The organism is Streptomyces sp. NPDC002125 (assembly GCF_053593715.1).
The window spans coordinates 77,450-95,112 of sequence record NZ_JBSFDD010000025.1 but is presented as its reverse complement, the minus strand read 5'-3'; the positions used below and the strand labels follow the sequence as shown (position 1 = coordinate 95,112).

The following is a 17,663-nucleotide window of genomic DNA, read 5'->3' as shown; positions in this document are numbered from 1 at the left end:
ACCCGTGCCGGTCAGCCCTCGCGACGGCCGGCCGCGTGCCGCTCAGCCCTCGCGGCGCCGGGAGAAGACGGTGGCCGCCAAGGCGATCAGCGCGGCGGCCGAGGCGACCAGCCACAGCGCCTCGTAGCCGCCCTCGCCCGGCTCGCCCGTGGACTCCACGAGGAACGCGCCGAGCAGGGAGGCGAAGACCCCGCCCGCCACGGCCCCGCCGACCGTCTTGATGTTGTTGTACAGAGCGGCGGTGATCCCGGACCTCGACGGGTCCGACGCCTCGACGATCACCGTCGGCATGGCGCCGAGGGCCAGTCCTATCCCCAGGCCGGTGAAGGCGGACCCGGCCGCCATCTGCCAGATCTCGTCGTGCAGGAGGGCGAACTGCAGGAAGGTCAGGGCCACCAGCCCGAACGCCACCATCAGCGTGGGCCGGTAACCGATCCGCTTCGCGACGGCCGCCGTACCCAGCGAGCCGATGACACTGCCGACGGCCCCCGGCAGCAGCACCAGGGAGATGGACAGCGCGCTCAGCCCGAAGCCGTATCCGGTGGCCTCCGGGTCCGCCGCGTAGAACGTCGAGTTCGGCGCCTGGCTGCCGAAGTAGAAGACCCCGAAGAGGAACGCCGCGCAGTAGAAGGGGGCGTGGTCCGCGCCGCCAGCGCCCGTACGTCCACGAGGGGCTCGGAGCTGCGGAGTTCCACCAGCACCCACACCGCCAGCAGGGCGAGCCCGAGCACCAGGGGCCCCAGGACCCGGGCGGACCCCCAGGAACCGCCCTCCGCCCCGGAGACCCCGCCGAGCAGGGCGACCATGGCGCCGCTGAGCAGCACCACCCCGGCCCAGTCGACCCGGCCGCCGGCCCTGATCCGCGACTCCGGCACCGCGACGAAGGAGACGGGCACACAGATCACGGCCAGCACGGCGGGCACCAGCAGGGTCAGGCGCAGATCGCCGAAGGCGGTGTCGACGAGCCCCATCACCACGCCTCCGGCCATCGCGCCCAGCGTCAGCGCGCCCACCAGGCGTGCGATGGCCCGCCGCGCGTCGGCGACGGGCAGCCTGTCCCGTACGAGGGCGATCTCCAGGGGCAGCAGGGCGGCGATCGGCCCCTGGAGCACCCGGCCGGCGAGCAGCGTGGCGTAGTCGGGGGCGAGCGCGACGACCAGGGTGCCGGCCGCTATCAGTGCCAGGGCGACGCGCAGCATCCGCCGGTGGCCGTACAGGTCGCCGAGGCGGCCGAACAGCGGGACGCAGACGGCGGCGGCCAGCAGCTGCACGGAGACGACCCAGTTCAGGGCCGCCGAACCGATGCCGAGGTGGTCGGCCAGGTCGGGGAGCAGCGGGGCGAGCCCGACCTGGAGGAATCCGCTGGTCACCTCGAAGAGGATCAGGAGCCCGACGACGGCCGTGACGGACGCGGGCAGCGGCTGCTCGGCGGGGCCGGCCGGCGGCGGGGTGGTGGTCGCGGTCACGGCTGCTCCTGCGGGGCGGGGGCGAGCGGGGCGCCGAGCCGGCGCAGGGCCAGTCCGGCGAGGAGGGCGGCGGCGTGCGGCAGGGCCCCGTCGTCGTAGACGGCCTGCGCGGAGTGGTTCATCGGGGCCGTCGCCGGGTCGGTGCCGGGCGGGCAGGCGCCGAGGCCGAGGAAGGCCCCGGGCACGTTGCGCAGGACGAAGGAGAAGTCCTCGGCGCCCGCCATCGGCTTGGGGGCCTCGAAGACGTGGTCCTCGCCCAGGACCAGGCCCGCCGTCTCCAGCGCGAAGGCGGCCTCGTCCGGGTCGTTGACGGTCGGCGGGTACTGCTCGACGTAGTCGATCCCGGCGCTCACTCCGTGGGCGGCGGCCACGCCGTGCACCGTACGTTCGAAGGCCGCGCGCACCCTCGCGTGGGAGGCGTCGGAGAAGGTCCGCACGGTGGCGGCGAAGCGGGCGGTCTCCGGGATGACGTTGGCCGCGGTGCCCGCCTCGATCCTCCCCACGGTGATGACGGCGGGGTCGAAGACGTCGATCTCACGCGTGACGGCGGTCTGGAGCGCGGTGACCATGGCGCACATCGCGGGGACCGGGTCGGCGGCGGAGTGCGGTGAGGACCCGTGACCGCCCCGGCCGCGCACGGTGACCGTGACCTCGTCCGAGGCGGCGAGCATGGGGCCCGGCCTGGTCGCGGCGAAGCCGGTGGGCGCGCCGATGGAGATCACATGCAGGGCGTACGCGGCGACGACCCGCTCCCCCGCCGCGTCGAGGACGCCCTCGTCGATCATGATCTGCGCGCCGCCCTGCCCCTCCTCGCCGGGCTGGAACATGAAGACGACGTCCCCCGCCAGTTCCGCGCGCCGGGCGGCCAGCAGCCGGGCGGCGCCGACGAGCCCGGTGACGTGCAGATCGTGCCCGCAGGCGTGCATCCGGCCGTCGACGACGGAGGCGTACGGGACGCCCGAGTCCTCCTGGACCGGCAGCCCGTCCATGTCCCCGCGCAGGAGAACGGCGGGTCCCGGCAGGCCGCCCCGCAGGACGGCGGTCACGGAACTCAGCGCCTTGCCGAGCCGTATCTCCAGGCCCAGGCCGTCCAGCGCGGCGACGATCTTCGCCTGGGTGAGCGGGAGGTCGAGGCCGAGCTCGGGCTCGCGGTGGAGGGCGTGGCGCAGTTCGGTCAGGGCGGGGGCGAGGTCACGGGCCTCGTGGAGCAAGGACATGGGCGTATCGTGCGGAACGAACCACGCCGACCATGATCGTCCGCAGGAAAGCGTTCCCCATGAGCTCATCGACGCATGAATCCGCCGGGCCCTCCCTGGGCCTGCTGAGCGCCGAGCAGCCCTCGCCTCTGGACGAGCTGGACTACCTGCTGATCACCGCCCTCCAGACCTCACCCCGGGCGGAGTGGGCCCAGATAGGCAAGGCGCTCGGCGTGGACGCCTCCACGGCCGCGCGCCGCTGGAACCGGCTGACCGAGGCCGGGAACGCCTGGCTGAGCTGCTACACCGTGGCGGTCGGGCCCGTGGTGCCGATCATCGCGTTCATCGAGGTGGACTGTGCGGCGGGCGCGCTCCACGAGGTGGCGGCGGAGATCGCCGACGATCCGCACCTGATCAGCATCGAGCACGTCACCGGCGCGCGTGACCTGCTGCTGACCGCGGCCTTCCCCGACCTGGCGATGCTCGCCCGCTACGTCGGCTTCCGCCTCGGCAGGCTGCCCGGGGTGTCGGCCACCCGCTCCCAGACCGCGACCGCCGTGCACACCGAGGGCAGCCGCTGGCGGCTGGACCGGCTGGCCCCCGACAGCCAGGACGTGCTGGCGAAGGACCGGGGGCAGCCCGCCCCGAGACGTGGGCTGCCCGCTCCCGACGCGCTGGACGCCCGGCTCTACCTGCTGCTGAGCGAGGACTTCCGGCAGCCCGCCGCCCGGCTGGCCGAGCGCCTCGGCGTCAGCCCGACCACCGTGCGCCGCAGGCTGGACCGGATGCACCGGCAGGACGCGCTCATCTACCGGTGCGAGGTGGCCCGCCATCTGTCCGGCTGGCCGATCTCCGTCACCTTCTGGGGCGTCGCTCCGGCGGGCGAGGCCTCCCGCATCGCCTCACAGCTCATCCGGATGCGGGAGACGCGGCTCTGCGCCTCCCTGACCGGCCCGCACAACCTCCTGCTGACGGTGTGGCTGCGCTCCGCCGAGGACATCGGCGCGTTCGAGGCCCGGCTCACGGACCGCTTTCCCGAGCTCGCCGTCATGGACCGGGCGGTGGCCCTGTGGCAGCTCAAGATCGCCGGACATCTCCTCGATCCCCGGGGCCGCCACATCAGGGGCGTACCCGTGACGTTCTGGGAGGAGCCGGAGGCGGAGCGGGCCGAGGACGCGCTGCTGGAGCGGCTGCGCGTCGCGCGCTGAGGGTCCACCGAGCGCCGGGGGCGGCCGTCAGGGCGCCCGCGCGCCTCAGTCGTCGATGCCCTCCGCGGCCCGCCGCTCCCGCAGCTCCTTGATCGCGCGGCGCCTGGCGAGACGGTGCGTACGGCGGATCTGCGCCTCCTGGTAGCGGCGCTTGTCGCGCTCGGTCTCCGGGACGACCTCCGGCACACGGCGCGGCTTGCCCTCCCCGTCGACCGCCGCGAAGACCAGATACGCGCTGCCGACCTGCTGGGCGGGGGTGGACTCGTTCCACCGCTCGGCCATCACACGGACGCCGACCTCCATCGAGGACCGGCCCGTCCAGTTCACCTGGGCGCGGACGTGAACGAGGTCACCGACGCGGACCGGCTCCAGGAAGACCATCTCGTCCATCGACGCCGTCACCGCCGGGCCGCCGGAGTGCCGGCCGGCGACCGCGCCCGCCGCGTCGTCGACCAGTTTCATGATGACGCCGCCGTGCACCGTGCCCAGGAGGTTGGTGTCGTGGCTGGTCATGATGTGGCTGAGGGTGGTCCGGGAGGCCGAGGTCGGCTTGACCGGAACATCGGCCTCCGGCGGCTGGGGCTGATCTGTCATGCCGTCCACCTTATGCGGCGGCTTGCACCGGGTTGCTTTGCATCAGCTTCGCAACAGCCCTGACCCGATCTCCCGTACACCCTGTAAGAGGCACAGGTCGAGACGGCACACTGTTCGGCATGAGCGATTGGCCCGAAGGACGGAACGGCGGACCCGGCGAGCGCTACGGGCGAGGCAGCGCGAGCCCGCAGCCCGAGAGCGCCCGCGCCATGCCGCACGTCCGCCGGCGCCCCGCGCCGCCGCAGTCCCCGCCCCGCATCCCGCCGCAGCAGCAGCAGGGTCAGGGGTACGACGACGGCTCCGGTTACGACAGCGGCTACAACACGGGACAGGTCTACGGCGGCGGCCACGGTGGCGGCGGCCGTGGCGGTGACAGCGGCTACGTCCAGCCCCGCGCCGCCCCGAACTGGGGCCGGCGGATCAAGGTCGGCGCGCTGACGCTGGTCGTCGTGGTCCTCGCCGTCTCCATCGGCACGTACTTCTGGGCCGACGGAAAGCTCAAGCGCGACGTCGACCTCTCCAAGGTCATCGACCGCCCCTCCGAGGGCGACGGCACGAACTACCTGATCGTCGGCTCCGACAGCCGCGAGGGCATGACGGCCGAGGACAAGAAGAAGCTGCACACCGGCTCCGCCGAGGGCAAGCGGACCGACTCGATGATGATCCTGCACGACGGCTCCAACGGCCCGACGCTGATCTCCCTGCCCCGCGACTCGAACGTCGAGATCCCGTCCTTCAAGGGATCCGAGTCCGGCAAGATGTTCGAGGGCACCGGCCGCCAGGTGAAGCTGAACGCCGCGTACGCCGAGGACGGCCCCGAACTGCTCGTGCGCACGGTGGAATTCAACACCGGGCTGCGCATCGACCACTACGTCGAGATCGGCTTCGGCGGCTTCGCCAAGATCGTGGACGCCATCGGCGGCGTCGAGCTGGACATCCCCAAGGCCTTCAAGGACAAGAAGTCCGGCGCCGACTTCCAGGCCGGCAAGCAGACGCTGAACGGCGAGCAGTCCCTCGCCTTCGTCCGCACCCGCTACGCCTTCGCGGGCAGCGACCTGGACCGCACGAAGAACCAGCAGAAGTTCCTCGCGGCGCTGGCCTCCCAGACGGCGACCCCGTCGACGATCCTCAACCCGTTCAAGCTGTACCCGACGATGGGCGCGGGCCTGGACACCCTGATCGTGGACAAGGACATGTCGCTCTGGTCGCTCGGCAACATGTTCTTCGCCATGAAGGGCGTCACCGGCGGCGAGGGTACGTCGATGAACATCCCGCTCTCGGGCCAGAGCGTGAACGGCAACCTCGTCTGGGACAAGGACAAGGTCAAGCAGCTCGTCGAGCAGCTGAAGAACGACGAGAAGGTCACGGTCAAGGGCAGCTGACCCCCGGCCGCGGCACGACGAAGGAAGCCCCCGCCTCGGCGGGGGCTTCCTTCGTGACGCACATGACGCACGCGACGCACCTGGCGCACACGACGCGCTCAGGGCGCGCTCAGGGCGCGGGCGCCAAGGCCGCGCTCACGGCAGGTTGCGGGCCATGACGATGCGCTGGACCTGGTTGGTGCCCTCGTAGATCTGGGTGATCTTGGCGTCGCGCATCATGCGCTCCACCGGGTAGTCACGGGTGTAGCCGTAGCCGCCGAGCAGCTGGACCGCGTCCGTGGTGACCTCCATCGCGACGTCGGAGGCGAAGCACTTGGCCGCGGCGCCGAAGAAGGTCAGGTCGCCGTCGAGGCGCTCGGACTTGGCCGCTGCCGCGTAGGTGAGCTGGCGGGCCGCCTCCAGCTTCATGGCCATGTCGGCGAGCATGAACTGGACGCCCTGGAAGTCGCCGATCGGCTTGCCGAACTGCTTGCGCTCCTGGACGTAGCCCTTGGCGTAGTCGAGGGCGCCCTGGGCGATGCCGATGGCCTGGGCCGCGATCGTGATACGGGTGTGGTCCAGGGTCTTCATCGCCGTGGCGAAGCCGGTGCCCTCCTCGCCGATCATGCGGTCGGCGGGGATACGGACGTTGTCGAGGTAGACCTCGCGCGTCGGGGAGCCCTTGATGCCGAGCTTCTTCTCCGGGGCACCGAAGGAGACGCCCTCGTCGGACTTCTCGACGACGAACGCGGAGATGCCCTTGGAGCGCTTCTCCGGGTCGGTGACGGCCATCACCGTGTAGTACTCGGACTCGCCCGCGTTGGTGATCCAGCGCTTCACGCCGTTGAGGACCCAGAAGTCGCCGTCGCGGACGGCCTTGGTCTTCATGCCGGCCGCGTCGGAGCCGGCGTCCGGCTCGGAGAGGGCGTACGAGAACATCGCGTCGCCCTTGGCGAGCGGGCCCAGGTACTTCTTCTTGAGGTCCTCGGAGCCGGAGAGGATCACCGGGAGCGAGCCCAGCTTGTTCACGGCCGGGATGAGGGAGGACGAGCCGCAGACGCGGGCCACCTCCTCGATCACGATGACGGTGGCGAGCGCGTCGGCGCCCGCGCCGCCGTACTCCTCCGGGACGTGGACCGCGTGCAGGTCGGAGGCGACGAGAGCTTCCAGGGCCTCCCTCGGGAAGCGCCCCTCCTCGTCCACCTCGGCGGCGTGCGGGGCGATCTTCGCCTCGGCGAGCGAGCGGATCGTCTCGCGGAGCATGTCGTGCTCCTCGGCCGGACGGTACAGGTCGAAATCGGTCGAACCCGCCAAGACGTTCACTCCCCAAGGATGCTAACTACCGTTAAGTAACCCAATTTTAGTGGCCTCGCAGCGCGAAGGCATACGGGCACGGCACGTGAGCTTGCCGACAGCCCTCCGACGGCCGGAAAACGGCGTTCCGCACGCACGGTTATGCTCGGCTCCGCACGTCTGTCCGCATCGTTCAGGAGCACCCATGGCCCTCAGGATCACTGTGATCGGCACCGGCTACCTCGGCGCCACCCATGCCGCGGCCATGGCGGAGCTGGGCTTCGAAGTCCTCGGGCTGGATGTCGTGCCCGAGAAGATCGAGATGCTGTCGGCGGGCAGGGTGCCGATGTACGAGCCGGGGCTGGAGGAGATCCTCCAGAAGCACGTCGCGGGCATCGAGGGGTCCACGGGGCGGCTGCGGTTCACCACCTCCTGGGAGGAGATCGGCGCCTTCGGCGATGTGCACTTCGTCTGTGTGAACACTCCCCAGAAGCACGGCGAGTACGCCTGCGACATGAGCTACGTGGACAGCGCCTTCGAGTCGCTCGCCCCGCAGCTGACCCGGCCCGCCCTGGTCGTGGGCAAGTCCACCGTCCCGGTGGGCTCCGCCGCCCGGCTGGCGAAGCGGCTGGCCGAGCTGGCGCCGGTGGGTGCGGACGCGGAGCTGGCCTGGAACCCGGAGTTCCTGCGCGAGGGCTTCGCGGTGAAGGACACGCTCCACCCGGACCGGATCGTGGTCGGCGTCGAGAGCGAGCGGGCCGAGAAGCTGCTGCGCGAGGTGTACGCGGGGCCGATCGCCGAGGACTCGCCCTTCGTGGTGACGGACTTCCCGACCGCCGAACTGGTGAAGACCTCGGCGAACTCCTTCCTGGCCACCAAGATCTCCTTCATCAACGCCATGGCGGAGGTCTGCGAGGCCGCCGACGGCGACGTGGTGAAGCTCGCCGAGGCGATCGGCCACGACGAGCGCATCGGAAGCAAGTTCCTGCGGGCCGGGATCGGCTTCGGCGGGGGCTGTCTGCCCAAGGACATCAGGGCCTTCATGGCGCGCGCCGGTGAGCTGGGCGCCGACCAGGCGCTGACCTTCCTGCGGGAGGTCGACTCCATCAACATGCGCCGACGGGGCCACATGGTGGAGCTGGCCCGCGAGGCCGTGGGCGGGGGCTCGTTCCTCGGCACCCGCGTCGCGGTGCTCGGCGCCACCTTCAAGCCGGACTCGGACGACGTACGCGACTCGCCGGCCCTGAACGTCGCCGGGCAGATCCATCTCCAGGGAGGCCAGGTCACCGTCTTCGACCCCAAGGGCATGGACAACGCCCGCCGCCTCTTCCCGACGCTCGGCTACGCGGACACGGCGCTGGAGGCGGTGCGCGGTGCGGACGTGGTGCTGCACCTGACGGAGTGGCGGGAGTTCCGGGAGCTGAACGTGGCCGCGCTCGGCGAGGCCGTGGGCCGCCGGATCATCCTGGACGGCCGCAACGCGCTGGACCCCGCGGTGTGGCGCGAGGCCGGATGGACGTACCGCGCGATGGGCCGCCCGAAGGCCTGACGCGCGAAGGCGGCGGCCCCACCACGGGCCGCCGCCTTCCTGAGGGGTCGTACGGGGATCAGTACCCCCGGTCCTCGCCGTCCAGCTCGTCGATCGTCGCGTGCGACGGGCCGACCCGGGCGCTCAGGTCCCGGGCCACCGCCTCCGCGTCACGGAGGACCCGCACGGCGTTCTGCCAGGTCAGCTTCGCCAGATCGGTCTCCGACCAGCCGCGCGTGAGCAGCTCGGCGATCAGATACGGGTAGCCCGACACGTCCTCCAGCTCCAGCGGGAGGAACGCCGTGCCGTCGTAGTCGCCGCCGATGCCGATGTGGTCGATCCCTGCGATCTCGCGCATGTGGTCGAGATGGTCGGCGATCGTGGCCACGGTGGCCATCGGGCGCGGGTTGAGCGCCTCGAAGTCCGCGTGGATCCGCATGGCGGCCGGGGTGGTGTCCAGGTGGTGCAGGCCGTGGTCCCGCATGTTGCGGTCGGCGGCGAGCGTCCACTCGACGGCCGCCGGCAGGACGAACTTCGGCACGAAGGTCGCCATGGCCACTCCGCCGTTGGCCGCGAGCATCCGCAGCACGTCGTCGGGGATGTTGCGCGGGTGGTCGCAGACCGCGCGGGCCGAGGAGTGCGAGAAGATCACCGGCGCCACGGAGGTGGCGAGCGCGTCGCGCATGGTGGTGGCCGCCACGTGGGACAGGTCGACCAGCATCCCGACGCGGTTCATCTCGCGCACGACCTCGCGGCCGAACTCCGACAGGCCGCCGGTGCGCGGGGAATCGGTCGCCGAGTCCGCCCAGTCGGTGTTGTCGTTGTGGGTGAGCGTCATGTAGCGGACGCCGAGGGTGTGCAGCGCGCGCAGGGTGCCCAGCGAGTTGTTGATGGAGTGGCCGCCCTCGGCCCCCATCAGGGAGGCGATACGGCCCTCGGCGCGGGCCTTCTCCATGTCGTCGGCCGTCAGCGCGCGCCGCAGGTCGTCCGGGTAGCGGTCCAGCATCTCGGCGACCACGTCGATCTGCTCCAGCGTGGCGCTCACCGCGTCGTCGCCGGCCAGATGGGGTGGCACGTAGACGGACCAGAACTGGGCGCCCACACCGCCGGCCCGCAGCCGCGGGATGTCGGTGTGCAGGGTGCCGGTCTGGTCCAGGGCGATGTCACGGGCGTCGAGGTCGTAGCCGACCTGCTCGCGCAGGGCCCAGGGGAGGTCGTTGTGGCCGTCGACGACGGGGTGCTCGGCGAGGAGCTGCCTGGCGCGGTCCAGGCGGTCGGGCTCGGACACGGGGCGCCTACTTCCCGAAGCCGAAGGAGTCCGCGCCCTGGGTCTTGGCGCGCAGTCGCTTGCCCTTCTCCGTGGCCTGGTCCTTGAGCTCCTGCTGGAAGTCCTTCATCCGCTCCAGCAGCGCGCCGTCGTGGGCGGCGAGGATACGGGCGGCGAGCAGGCCCGCGTTGCGGGCGCCGCCGACGGAGACCGTGGCGACCGGGACACCGGCCGGCATCTGGACGATGGACAGGAGGCTGTCCATGCCGTCGAGGTACTTCAGCGGCACCGGCACGCCGATCACGGGCAGCGGGGTGACGGAGGCCAGCATGCCGGGCAGGTGGGCCGCGCCCCCCGCCCCGGCGATGATCGCCTTCAGACCGCGGTCCGCGGCCTTCTCGCCGTACGCGATCATCTCGTGCGGCATGCGGTGGGCGGAGACGACGTCGACCTCGTAGGGGATCTCGAACTCGTCGAGGGCCTTGGCCGCCGCTTCCATGACGGGCCAGTCGGAGTCCGAGCCCATCACGATGCCGACGACGGGGGCGGAGCCAGGTGCGGTCATTCGGTGATCGTTCCTCGCAGGTAGTCGGCCGCGTGCCGGGCGCGCTCCCGCACGTCCGCCAGATCGTCGCCGTAGGTGTTGACGTGCCCGACCTTGCGGCCCGGCTTCACGTCCTTGCCGTACATGTGGATCTTGAGCTGCGGGTCCCGGGCCATGCAGTGCAGATACGCCTGGTACATGTCCGGGTAGTCACCGCCGAGGACGTTGCACATGACCGTCCAGGTGGCGCGGGGGCGCGGGTCGCCGAGCGGGAGGTCCAGGACCGCACGCACATGGTTGGCGAACTGGGAGGTGATCGCGCCGTCCTGGGTCCAGTGCCCGGAGTTGTGCGGGCGCATCGCGAGCTCGTTCACGAGGATGCCGGGCTTCCCGTCGGGTCCGCGCGTCTCGAAGAGCTCGACCGCGAGATGGCCCACCACGCCCAGCTCATCGGCTATCCGCAGGGCCAGCTGCTGGGCCTCGCCCGCGAGGCTCTCGTCGAGATCCGGGGCCGGGGCGATGACGGTGTCGCAGACCCCGTCGACCTGGATGGACTCGACGACCGGGTACGCGACGGCCTGGCCGTGCGGCGAGCGGACGATGTTGGCCGCGAGCTCCCGTGTGAAGTCGACCTTCTCCTCCGCGAGGACGGCGACACCGGCCCGGAAGGGCTCGGCGGCGTCCGCCTCGGAGCGGACCACCCACACGCCCTTGCCGTCGTAGCCGCCGCGGACCGTCTTGAGGATGACGGGGAAGCCTCCCACCTCCTCGGCGAAGGCCGCCGCGTCCGCCGGGTCCGCCACGATGCGGTGGCGGGGGCAGGGCGCGCCGATCTCGGTGAGCTTGGCACGCATCACGCCCTTGTCCTGGGCGTGCACCAGGGCATCGGGGCCGGGGCGTACGGGAATGCCGTCCGCCTCCAGGGCCCGCAGGTGCTCGGTGGGCACGTGCTCGTGATCGAAGGTGATCACGTCGCAGCCGCGGGCGAAGGCGCGCAGTGTCTCCAGGTCGCGGTAGTCGCCTACGACGACCTCGCCGACCACCTGGGCCGCCGAGTCCTGGGGGGTGTCACTGAGGAGCTTGAATTTCAGGCCGAGGGGGATGCCGGCCTCGTGGGTCATACGGGCGAGCTGACCGCCACCGACCATGCCGACTACAGGGAACGTCACGACTCCAGGGTATCGGGCGGCCGGAAGGTCCCCGGCCCTGCCGGCTCACGGGCATCACACGGGAGGGCTGGTTAGCATGGCCGCGTTGACGAAACCGACCGGACGGGGCTGAGCGATCACCATGAGCGAACGGGGCGCACTGCGGACCCGGCTTGATCTGCTGGCACGGGAGGTCGCCAAGTTCGGCGCGGTCGGCGCACTCGGGCTGGTCGTCAACATCGCCGTCTCCAACCTGATCTGGCGCACCACGGAGATTCCGGTGGTGCGGGCCGGGCTGATGGGGACGGTCGTCGCCATCCTCTTCAACTACGTCGGCTTCCGCTACTGGACGTACCGGGACCGCGACAAGACCGGCCGGACCCGCGAGCTGATGCTGTTCCTGCTGTTCAGTGCGGTCGGAGCGGTGATCGAGACGGGCGTCCTCTATCTGGCGACGTACGGCTTCGGCTGGAACAGTCCCGTCCAGAGCAACGTCTTCAAGATCCTCGGCATCGGGATCGCCACCCTGTTCCGCTTCTGGTCCTACCGCACCTGGGTGTTCAGGGCGCTCCCCGCCAAGGAGGCCGTGCTCGACGCGGAACGATTTCTGGAGCAGCGGCGGCCCTCCGACGAGGTGACGCCCGGCCCGGTGCCCCACTGACACCCGGCGTCCCGCTCGGGTGCTTCACCGCACCGGGCGTACGGATTCCTTGCGGCTCGGGACGACCCGGCTGAGGAAGAGGGCGAAGACCGGGGGCTGCTGCTGGAGCAGTTCGAGCCGCCCGCCGTCGGCCTCCGCCAGGTCCCGGGCCACGGCGAGGCCGATCCCGGTGGAGTTGCGGCCGCTGATGGTCCGCTCGAAGATCCGCGCCCCGAGATCGGCGGGCACGCCCGGCCCCTCGTCCGTGACCTCGACGACGACCTGGTTGCCGGTGACCCGGGTGCGCAGCGCCACGGTGCCGCCCCCGTGCATCAGCGAGTTCTCGATCAGCGCGGCGAGCACCTGTGCCACGGCTCCGGGGGTGCCGACGGCCTCCAGCCCGTGCTTGCCGGAGCAGACGACGGCGCGGCCCGCGCTGCGGTAGGCCGGGCGCCACTCCTCGATCTGCTGCTTGACGACCTCGTCGAGGTCGAAGACGACGGCGGACCCGGTGCGGGGGTCACGGGCATTGGTCAGCAGCCGCTGCACCACGTCCGTGAGCCGCTCGACCTGGGTGAGCGCGATGTTCGCCTCCTCCTTCACCGTGTCCGGGTCGTCGGTGACGGAGATCTCCTCGATCCGCATGGAGAGCGCGGTCAGCGGCGTACGCAGCTGGTGCGAGGCGTCGGCGGCCAGGCGCCGTTCCGCGGTCAGCATCCGGGCGATCCGCTCGGCGGAGGAGTCCAGGACATCGGCGACCCGGTCCAGCTCCGTCACCCCGTACCGCTTGTGCCGGGGCCGCGGGTCGCCGGAGCCGAGGCGCTCCGCGGTCTCGGCGAGGTCGGTGAGCGGGGAGGTCAGCCGGTTGGCCTGGCGTACGGCGAGGAGTACGGCGGAGACGATGGCGAGCAGCGCCACGGCTCCGATGATCAGCAGAGTCCTGCCGACCTCGCGCGTCACGGTGGAGCGGGACTCCTCGACGGTGACCTTCTCGCCCTGCTCGCCCGTCTCGGTGCTGCGGATGACGCCGTCGGTGGGGCGCTCACCGACCTCGATGGGCGCCCGTCCCGGGATCTCGACACGGGCGTAGCGGGTGGGGTCGACCTGCTCGGAGAGCACGTCGGGGGTGATCCGCTCGGCGCCGAGCAGCCGGCTCTCGACGACGCTGATCAGCCGGAAGGCCTCGGCGTCGACGCTCTCCTGGGCGCTGTTGCTGATGGTGCGGGTCTCGACGATGACGAGGGAGACGCCGAAGACGGCGATCACGACGAGCACCACGGCGAGCGTGGAGTTGATCAGTCGGCGGCGCATGACTGTCTCTGTACGTCAGCTCTTCTCGAACCGGAAGCCGACGCCCCGGACGGTCGCGATGTAGCGCGGATTGGCCGCGTCGTCGCCGAGCTTCTTGCGGAGCCAGGAGATGTGCATGTCGAGGGTCTTGGTGGAGGACCACCAGGTGGTGTCCCAGACCTCGCGCATCAGCTGGTCGCGGGTGACGACCCGGCCGGCGTCCCGGACGAGGACCCGCAGGAGGTCGAACTCCTTGGCGGTGAGCTGGAGTTCCTCGTCGCCCATCCAGGCGCGGTGGGACTCGACGTCGATCCTGACGCCGTGCGTCGCGGGCTGCGGGGCGGGCTCGGTGGCACCGCGGCGCAGCAGGGCGCGGACCCGGGCCAGGAGCTCGGCCAGGCGGAAGGGCTTGGTGACGTAGTCGTCGGCGCCCGCGTCCAGCCCGACCACCGTGTCGACCTCGTCGGCCCTGGCGGTCAGCACCAGGATCGGTACCGCGTGGCCGTCGGCCCGCAGCCGCCTGGCGACCTCCAGGCCGTCCATGCCGGGCAGCCCCAGGTCGAGCACGACCAGGTCGACGCCTCCCTGGAGTCCGGCGTCGAGTGCGGTCGGACCGTCCTCGCGGACCTCGACCTCGTAACCCTCCCGACGCAGGGCGCGGGCCAGTGGCTCCGAGATGGATGCGTCGTCCTCGGCGAGCAGTACACGGGTCATGGAGTGATGGTAGTCCGCGCGGGACCGCTGGGGTGAAGCCCTCGACAGGCCCTGCGGCACAGGGTGAAGAATCGGTCATCCACCTTTGAATATGGGACCGTGGTTCCACCCGAACCTGTGATCCATCTCTCAAGTCCTTTCATATCCCCCTCTGTCGTGTCGTATGGTTGCTCGACGCCTGTTGCACATCCGAATGACCTTTGGGCAGCGTTTCGCGCCCGGGGTCACTTTTGTGTACGGGCCGGTTCCCGCCGGCCCGACCAGTGAATGACCTGTGGGCCGGGCCCGGAGCGCGAGGACGCGTACCGGGCGTGGATCCCGGAGCGGTCGGTCCCACGACTCCGCCCCCCGAGTCTCCGAACGGAGCGGGGCCGGATCGAATCCCCTCGAGGCGTCGGGGGTGGGATGCCTCCGCACCGGTGCCGGCTACCCCCCACCGGGCGCGCACGCTCACGAGGCGACGCGTCCCGACCAGCAAGGATCGACCATGGCGTCCAGCCTGACGAAGGACTCCGCCGGCACCGCCGGCTCGGAGAAGACCTTCTTCGGCCACCCCCGCGGCCTGGCCACACTCTTCATGACGGAGATGTGGGAGCGCTTCAGCTACTACGGCATGCGCGCCCTCCTCCCGCTCTACCTGATCGCTCCCAACGGGCTTCACATGAACCCCGCCACGGCCACGGCGATCTACTCGGTCTACCTGTCGCTGGTGTACCTGCTCGCCATGCCCGGCGGCTGGTTCGGCGACCGCGTCTGGGGCCCCCGCAAGACCGTCGCCATCGCGGGCGGCGTGATCATGCTCGGCCACCTGACGCTGGCGCTGCCCTCCGAGGGCACGTTCTTCGCCGGTCTCGGCCTCGTCGCCATCGGCTCCGGCCTGCTGAAGTCGAACATCTCCACGATGGTCGGCCACCTCTACGACGGCCCGGACGACCCGCGCCGTGACGGTGGCTTCACGATCTTCTACATGGGCATCAACATGGGTGCTTTCGCCGCACCGCTGATCATCGGCACCGTCGGCGAGAACGTGAACTGGCACCTGGGCTTCGCCCTGGCGGCCCTCGGCATGGGACTCGGCGTCGCCCAGTTCCTGCTCGGCACCCGGCACCTCAACGAGCGCAGCCTCGTCGTGCCGAAGCCGCTCTCCGCCGACGAGCGCGCCTCCACGCTGCGCAAGTCGATGATCTGGCTCGGCATCGCGGCCGTCTTCTACATCGGCACGGTCGTCACCGGCGTCTACACGCTGAACTGGCTGCTCGTCCCGATCACGATCGCCGGCCTGGTCATCCCGGTGATGGTCCTGGCGCGCATCAAGCGCGACAAGGAGCTCAGCGAGACCGAGCAGAAGAAGATGTCCGGCTACATCTGGTTCTTCGTGGCCGCCGCCATCTTCTGGATGATCTACGACCAGGGCGGTTCGACCCTGGCGATCTTCGCCGACTCCTCCGCGGAGAACTCGGTCCTCGGCTGGGACTTCCCGGTCTCCTGGTACCAGTCGGTCAACCCGGTCCTGATCATGGCGCTGGCCCCGGTCTTCGCCGCCTTCTGGATGGCGCTGAACCGGCGGGGCAAGGAGCCGAGCACGGTCGTGAAGTTCAGCTCCGGTCTGGTGCTGGTCGGCGCGTCGTTCTTCCTCTTCCTGGCGCCGCTGACCATCGCGGGCGACGGCCACAAGGCCGCCGCGATGTGGCTGGTCGCGATCTACTTCGTGCAGACCGTCGGTGAGCTGACGCTCTCCCCGGTCGGCCTCTCGGTCACCACGAAGATGGCCCCGGCCAAGTACGCCAGCCAGATGATGGGTGTCTGGTTCCTCGCGGTCACCGCGGGCGACTGCACCACGGGCCTGCTCTCCCTCGCGGGTGTCGAGCTCAACGGCACCGGGGTGGTGGCCCTCCAGGCGGCCCTCGCGGTCGCCGCCGGTGTCGCGGTCTTCATGTACCGCGGCAAGGTCAAGGCGCTCATGGGCGACGTGCGCTGACACGGACCCCGGCCGTACGGCAGAGGGCCCCGCACCGATTCGGTGCGGGGCCCTCTGCCGTACGAACGCTTCGGCCGGTCCAGGACGCGACTAGGCCGGCGCGGCGAGCTCGGCCCAGACGGTCTTGCCCGGCTGCTCGGGCGTACGCGTCACGCCCCAGTCCAGGCAGAGGCGCTGCACGATGAACATGCCGTGCCCTCCGGGCCGCCCGGCGCGGTGCGGGGTGCGGGGCGCGGGCTGCCCCGCACCGCCGTCCACGACCTCGACCCGGAGCATCTTGGGCGAGCAGCCGATACGGAGCTCCTCGGGGCCGCCCGCGTGCAGGCACGCGTTCGTGACGAGCTCGGAGACGACCAGCAGGACGTCCTCGGCGGCGGCTCTGCGGTCGGCGCCGGACGCGGGCAGCCAGCCCCAGTCGTGGAGCGCCTGCCTGGCGAAGTCCCGTGCCATCGGCACGATGCCGGTGGCCTGTCTCAGCGAGAGCGTGCGCCACTGCCGGTCAGCGGGCGCGACAGAGGCGGTGCCCGTGCCGTCCGGCTCGCGGCCGAGGCCGCCCGGCGGATGCTGCCGGGTGGTGCTCATCAGCGCTTCACCTCACCGATTCACCGTGTGTTGCCATCGAACAGATACTGATCAGATACAGAGTGTGCGGGTTCCAAGACCCCGACGGGGTCTCTCCTGCCCGGCTGAATGGTGACAACACCCACTTCGCCTACGCCGTGAGCGTGACTCGCGCGACGAGAGGGACACCAGGGGCGGGAAGAGCAGGGGAAACGCCGCTGTCAGCTGCGGAGAGCCTCTTCGAGAGAGGTGTGGACGGTGAAAACCGCCTCCGCCCCCGTGATCTCGAAGACGCGAGCCACCACGGGCTGCATTCCGGCCAAGTGAACCCCTCCCCCGGCGGCCTCCGCCTTCAGGCGCGCGCCGAGCAGCACATTGAGTCCGGTGGAATCACAGAAGTCGAGGCGCGAGCAGTCGACCACGAGGCGCGTGCGCCCCTGTTCGAGCGCGCTCTCCAGAGGCTCCCGCAGCAGATCGGCGGTGTGGTGATCCAGCTCACCCACCGGCGTCACGACCTCGCTGTCGCCCTCGGCCCGGACATCGACCTGTAGCCGACCCCGGTTCGCACTGCCGACCGTACCGCGGTCCATGCCCGTCCCTCTTCGCCGTCCGTCACTGTCCGCACACAGTGTGCGCGGTTGCCATCGTGGCTGCCCTCGACGTGCGTAAAACATTACGCGTTTCCCTCGCCACACGGTAGTCGAAGAACTCCATAAACCAGACATACAGGCGTATTTGGCGCTTGTAACTCACAGCTTGGACCGGGTAAGGGTAGGAAGGACAGACAGCACGACCAGGAACTCGATCGGCTTCGGAGGCGCCGCTTCACCGCAGGAACACGTATGGGCATCGGCAGCCATATGCCGAGAACGATG

The 17,663-nt window shown here is 70.8% G+C and carries 16 protein-coding genes and 1 pseudogene; 5 read left to right on the top strand and 12 right to left on the bottom strand.

Annotated elements, in window-relative coordinates; all coding sequences use genetic code 11:
• Positions 1-42 precede the first annotated feature (42 nt).
• The 3 genes and pseudogenes from ACWCQM_RS31815 to ACWCQM_RS31805 form a co-directional block, all read right to left on the bottom strand.
• Positions 43-705 carry an MFS transporter gene (locus tag ACWCQM_RS31815; protein ID WP_450918528.1) on the bottom strand — a complete coding sequence of 221 codons (663 nt, stop codon included), beginning with the start codon at positions 703-705 and terminating at the stop codon, positions 43-45.
• A gap of 182 nt (positions 706-887) precedes the next feature.
• Positions 888-1,370 (bottom strand): annotated as a pseudogene (locus ACWCQM_RS31810) (MFS transporter); the annotation flags it as partial.
• Between the two features lie 92 nt (positions 1,371-1,462).
• A complete protein-coding gene (locus tag ACWCQM_RS31805; RefSeq protein ID WP_450918527.1) occupies positions 1,463-2,683 on the bottom strand; it encodes a M20 metallopeptidase family protein in 1,221 nt (406 codons plus the stop codon).
• 59 nt (positions 2,684-2,742) lie between these two features.
• Between ACWCQM_RS31805 and ACWCQM_RS31800 the strand changes: the two genes are divergently transcribed.
• Positions 2,743-3,870 (top strand): Lrp/AsnC family transcriptional regulator, encoded by a 1,128-nt coding sequence (locus ACWCQM_RS31800; RefSeq protein ID WP_450918526.1) that lies wholly within the window; start codon positions 2,743-2,745, stop codon positions 3,868-3,870.
• 45 nt (positions 3,871-3,915) lie between these two features.
• Here the strand turns inward: ACWCQM_RS31800 and ACWCQM_RS31795 are convergent, their stop codons facing one another.
• Positions 3,916-4,464, bottom strand: a complete 549-nt coding sequence (locus tag ACWCQM_RS31795) for an acyl-CoA thioesterase (RefSeq protein ID WP_450918525.1) — start codon at positions 4,462-4,464, stop codon at positions 3,916-3,918.
• A 119-nt stretch (positions 4,465-4,583) separates the two neighbouring features.
• Between ACWCQM_RS31795 and ACWCQM_RS31790 the strand changes: the two genes are divergently transcribed.
• Positions 4,584-5,846, top strand: a complete 1,263-nt coding sequence (locus tag ACWCQM_RS31790) for an LCP family protein (protein ID WP_450918524.1) — start codon at positions 4,584-4,586, stop codon at positions 5,844-5,846.
• Positions 5,847-5,981: 135 nt separating this feature from the next.
• Here the strand turns inward: ACWCQM_RS31790 and ACWCQM_RS31785 are convergent, their stop codons facing one another.
• Positions 5,982-7,139, bottom strand: coding sequence for an acyl-CoA dehydrogenase (locus ACWCQM_RS31785; protein ID WP_450918558.1), 1,158 nt, complete (start codon positions 7,137-7,139; stop codon positions 5,982-5,984).
• Between the two features lie 184 nt (positions 7,140-7,323).
• Here ACWCQM_RS31785 and ACWCQM_RS31780 point away from each other — a divergent pair, with 184 nt between their 5' ends.
• Complete coding sequence (locus ACWCQM_RS31780; protein WP_450918523.1) at positions 7,324-8,667, top strand: UDP-glucose dehydrogenase family protein; 1,344 nt, start codon at positions 7,324-7,326, stop codon at positions 8,665-8,667.
• 58 nt (positions 8,668-8,725) lie between these two features.
• Here ACWCQM_RS31780 and ACWCQM_RS31775 read toward each other — a convergent pair whose 3' ends face one another.
• From ACWCQM_RS31775 to ACWCQM_RS31765, 3 genes are read right to left on the bottom strand one after another with little or no spacing between them, the layout of a single operon-like run.
• Positions 8,726-9,934 (bottom strand): dipeptidase, encoded by a 1,209-nt coding sequence (locus ACWCQM_RS31775; protein ID WP_450918522.1) that lies wholly within the window; start codon positions 9,932-9,934, stop codon positions 8,726-8,728.
• 7 nt (positions 9,935-9,941) lie between these two features.
• Positions 9,942-10,478, bottom strand: a complete 537-nt coding sequence (purE, locus tag ACWCQM_RS31770; protein ID WP_450918521.1) for a 5-(carboxyamino)imidazole ribonucleotide mutase — start codon at positions 10,476-10,478, stop codon at positions 9,942-9,944.
• Positions 10,475-11,605, bottom strand: coding sequence for a 5-(carboxyamino)imidazole ribonucleotide synthase (locus ACWCQM_RS31765; protein WP_450918557.1), 1,131 nt, complete (start codon positions 11,603-11,605; stop codon positions 10,475-10,477). Before ACWCQM_RS31765 ends, purE begins: the two co-directional genes overlap by 4 nt.
• Positions 11,606-11,747: 142 nt before the next feature.
• Between ACWCQM_RS31765 and ACWCQM_RS31760 the strand changes: the two genes are divergently transcribed.
• Positions 11,748-12,266 carry a GtrA family protein gene (locus ACWCQM_RS31760; RefSeq protein ID WP_450918520.1) on the top strand — a complete coding sequence of 173 codons (519 nt, stop codon included), beginning with the start codon at positions 11,748-11,750 and terminating at the stop codon, positions 12,264-12,266.
• Between the two features lie 24 nt (positions 12,267-12,290).
• On the opposite strand, the gene ACWCQM_RS31755 is transcribed toward ACWCQM_RS31760, so the two are convergent.
• Together ACWCQM_RS31755 and ACWCQM_RS31750 are read right to left on the bottom strand one after the other, a co-directional pair.
• Positions 12,291-13,556, bottom strand: coding sequence for an ATP-binding protein (locus tag ACWCQM_RS31755; protein ID WP_073753043.1), 1,266 nt, complete (start codon positions 13,554-13,556; stop codon positions 12,291-12,293).
• Between the two features lie 15 nt (positions 13,557-13,571).
• Complete coding sequence (locus tag ACWCQM_RS31750; protein WP_031098784.1) at positions 13,572-14,249, bottom strand: response regulator transcription factor; 678 nt, start codon at positions 14,247-14,249, stop codon at positions 13,572-13,574.
• A gap of 487 nt (positions 14,250-14,736) precedes the next feature.
• Here ACWCQM_RS31750 and ACWCQM_RS31745 point away from each other — a divergent pair, with 487 nt between their 5' ends.
• Positions 14,737-16,227, top strand: coding sequence for an oligopeptide:H+ symporter (locus ACWCQM_RS31745; protein WP_450918519.1), 1,491 nt, complete (start codon positions 14,737-14,739; stop codon positions 16,225-16,227).
• 90 nt (positions 16,228-16,317) lie between these two features.
• Here the strand turns inward: ACWCQM_RS31745 and ACWCQM_RS31740 are convergent, their stop codons facing one another.
• Both ACWCQM_RS31740 and ACWCQM_RS31735 read right to left on the bottom strand, forming a co-directional pair.
• Positions 16,318-16,809, bottom strand: a complete 492-nt coding sequence (locus tag ACWCQM_RS31740) for an ATP-binding protein (RefSeq protein WP_450918518.1) — start codon at positions 16,807-16,809, stop codon at positions 16,318-16,320.
• A 200-nt stretch (positions 16,810-17,009) separates the two neighbouring features.
• Positions 17,010-17,378: an STAS domain-containing protein gene (locus tag ACWCQM_RS31735; protein ID WP_450918517.1), complete on the bottom strand. Its 369-nt coding sequence runs from the start codon at positions 17,376-17,378 to the stop codon at positions 17,010-17,012.
• Positions 17,379-17,663 lie beyond the last annotated feature (285 nt).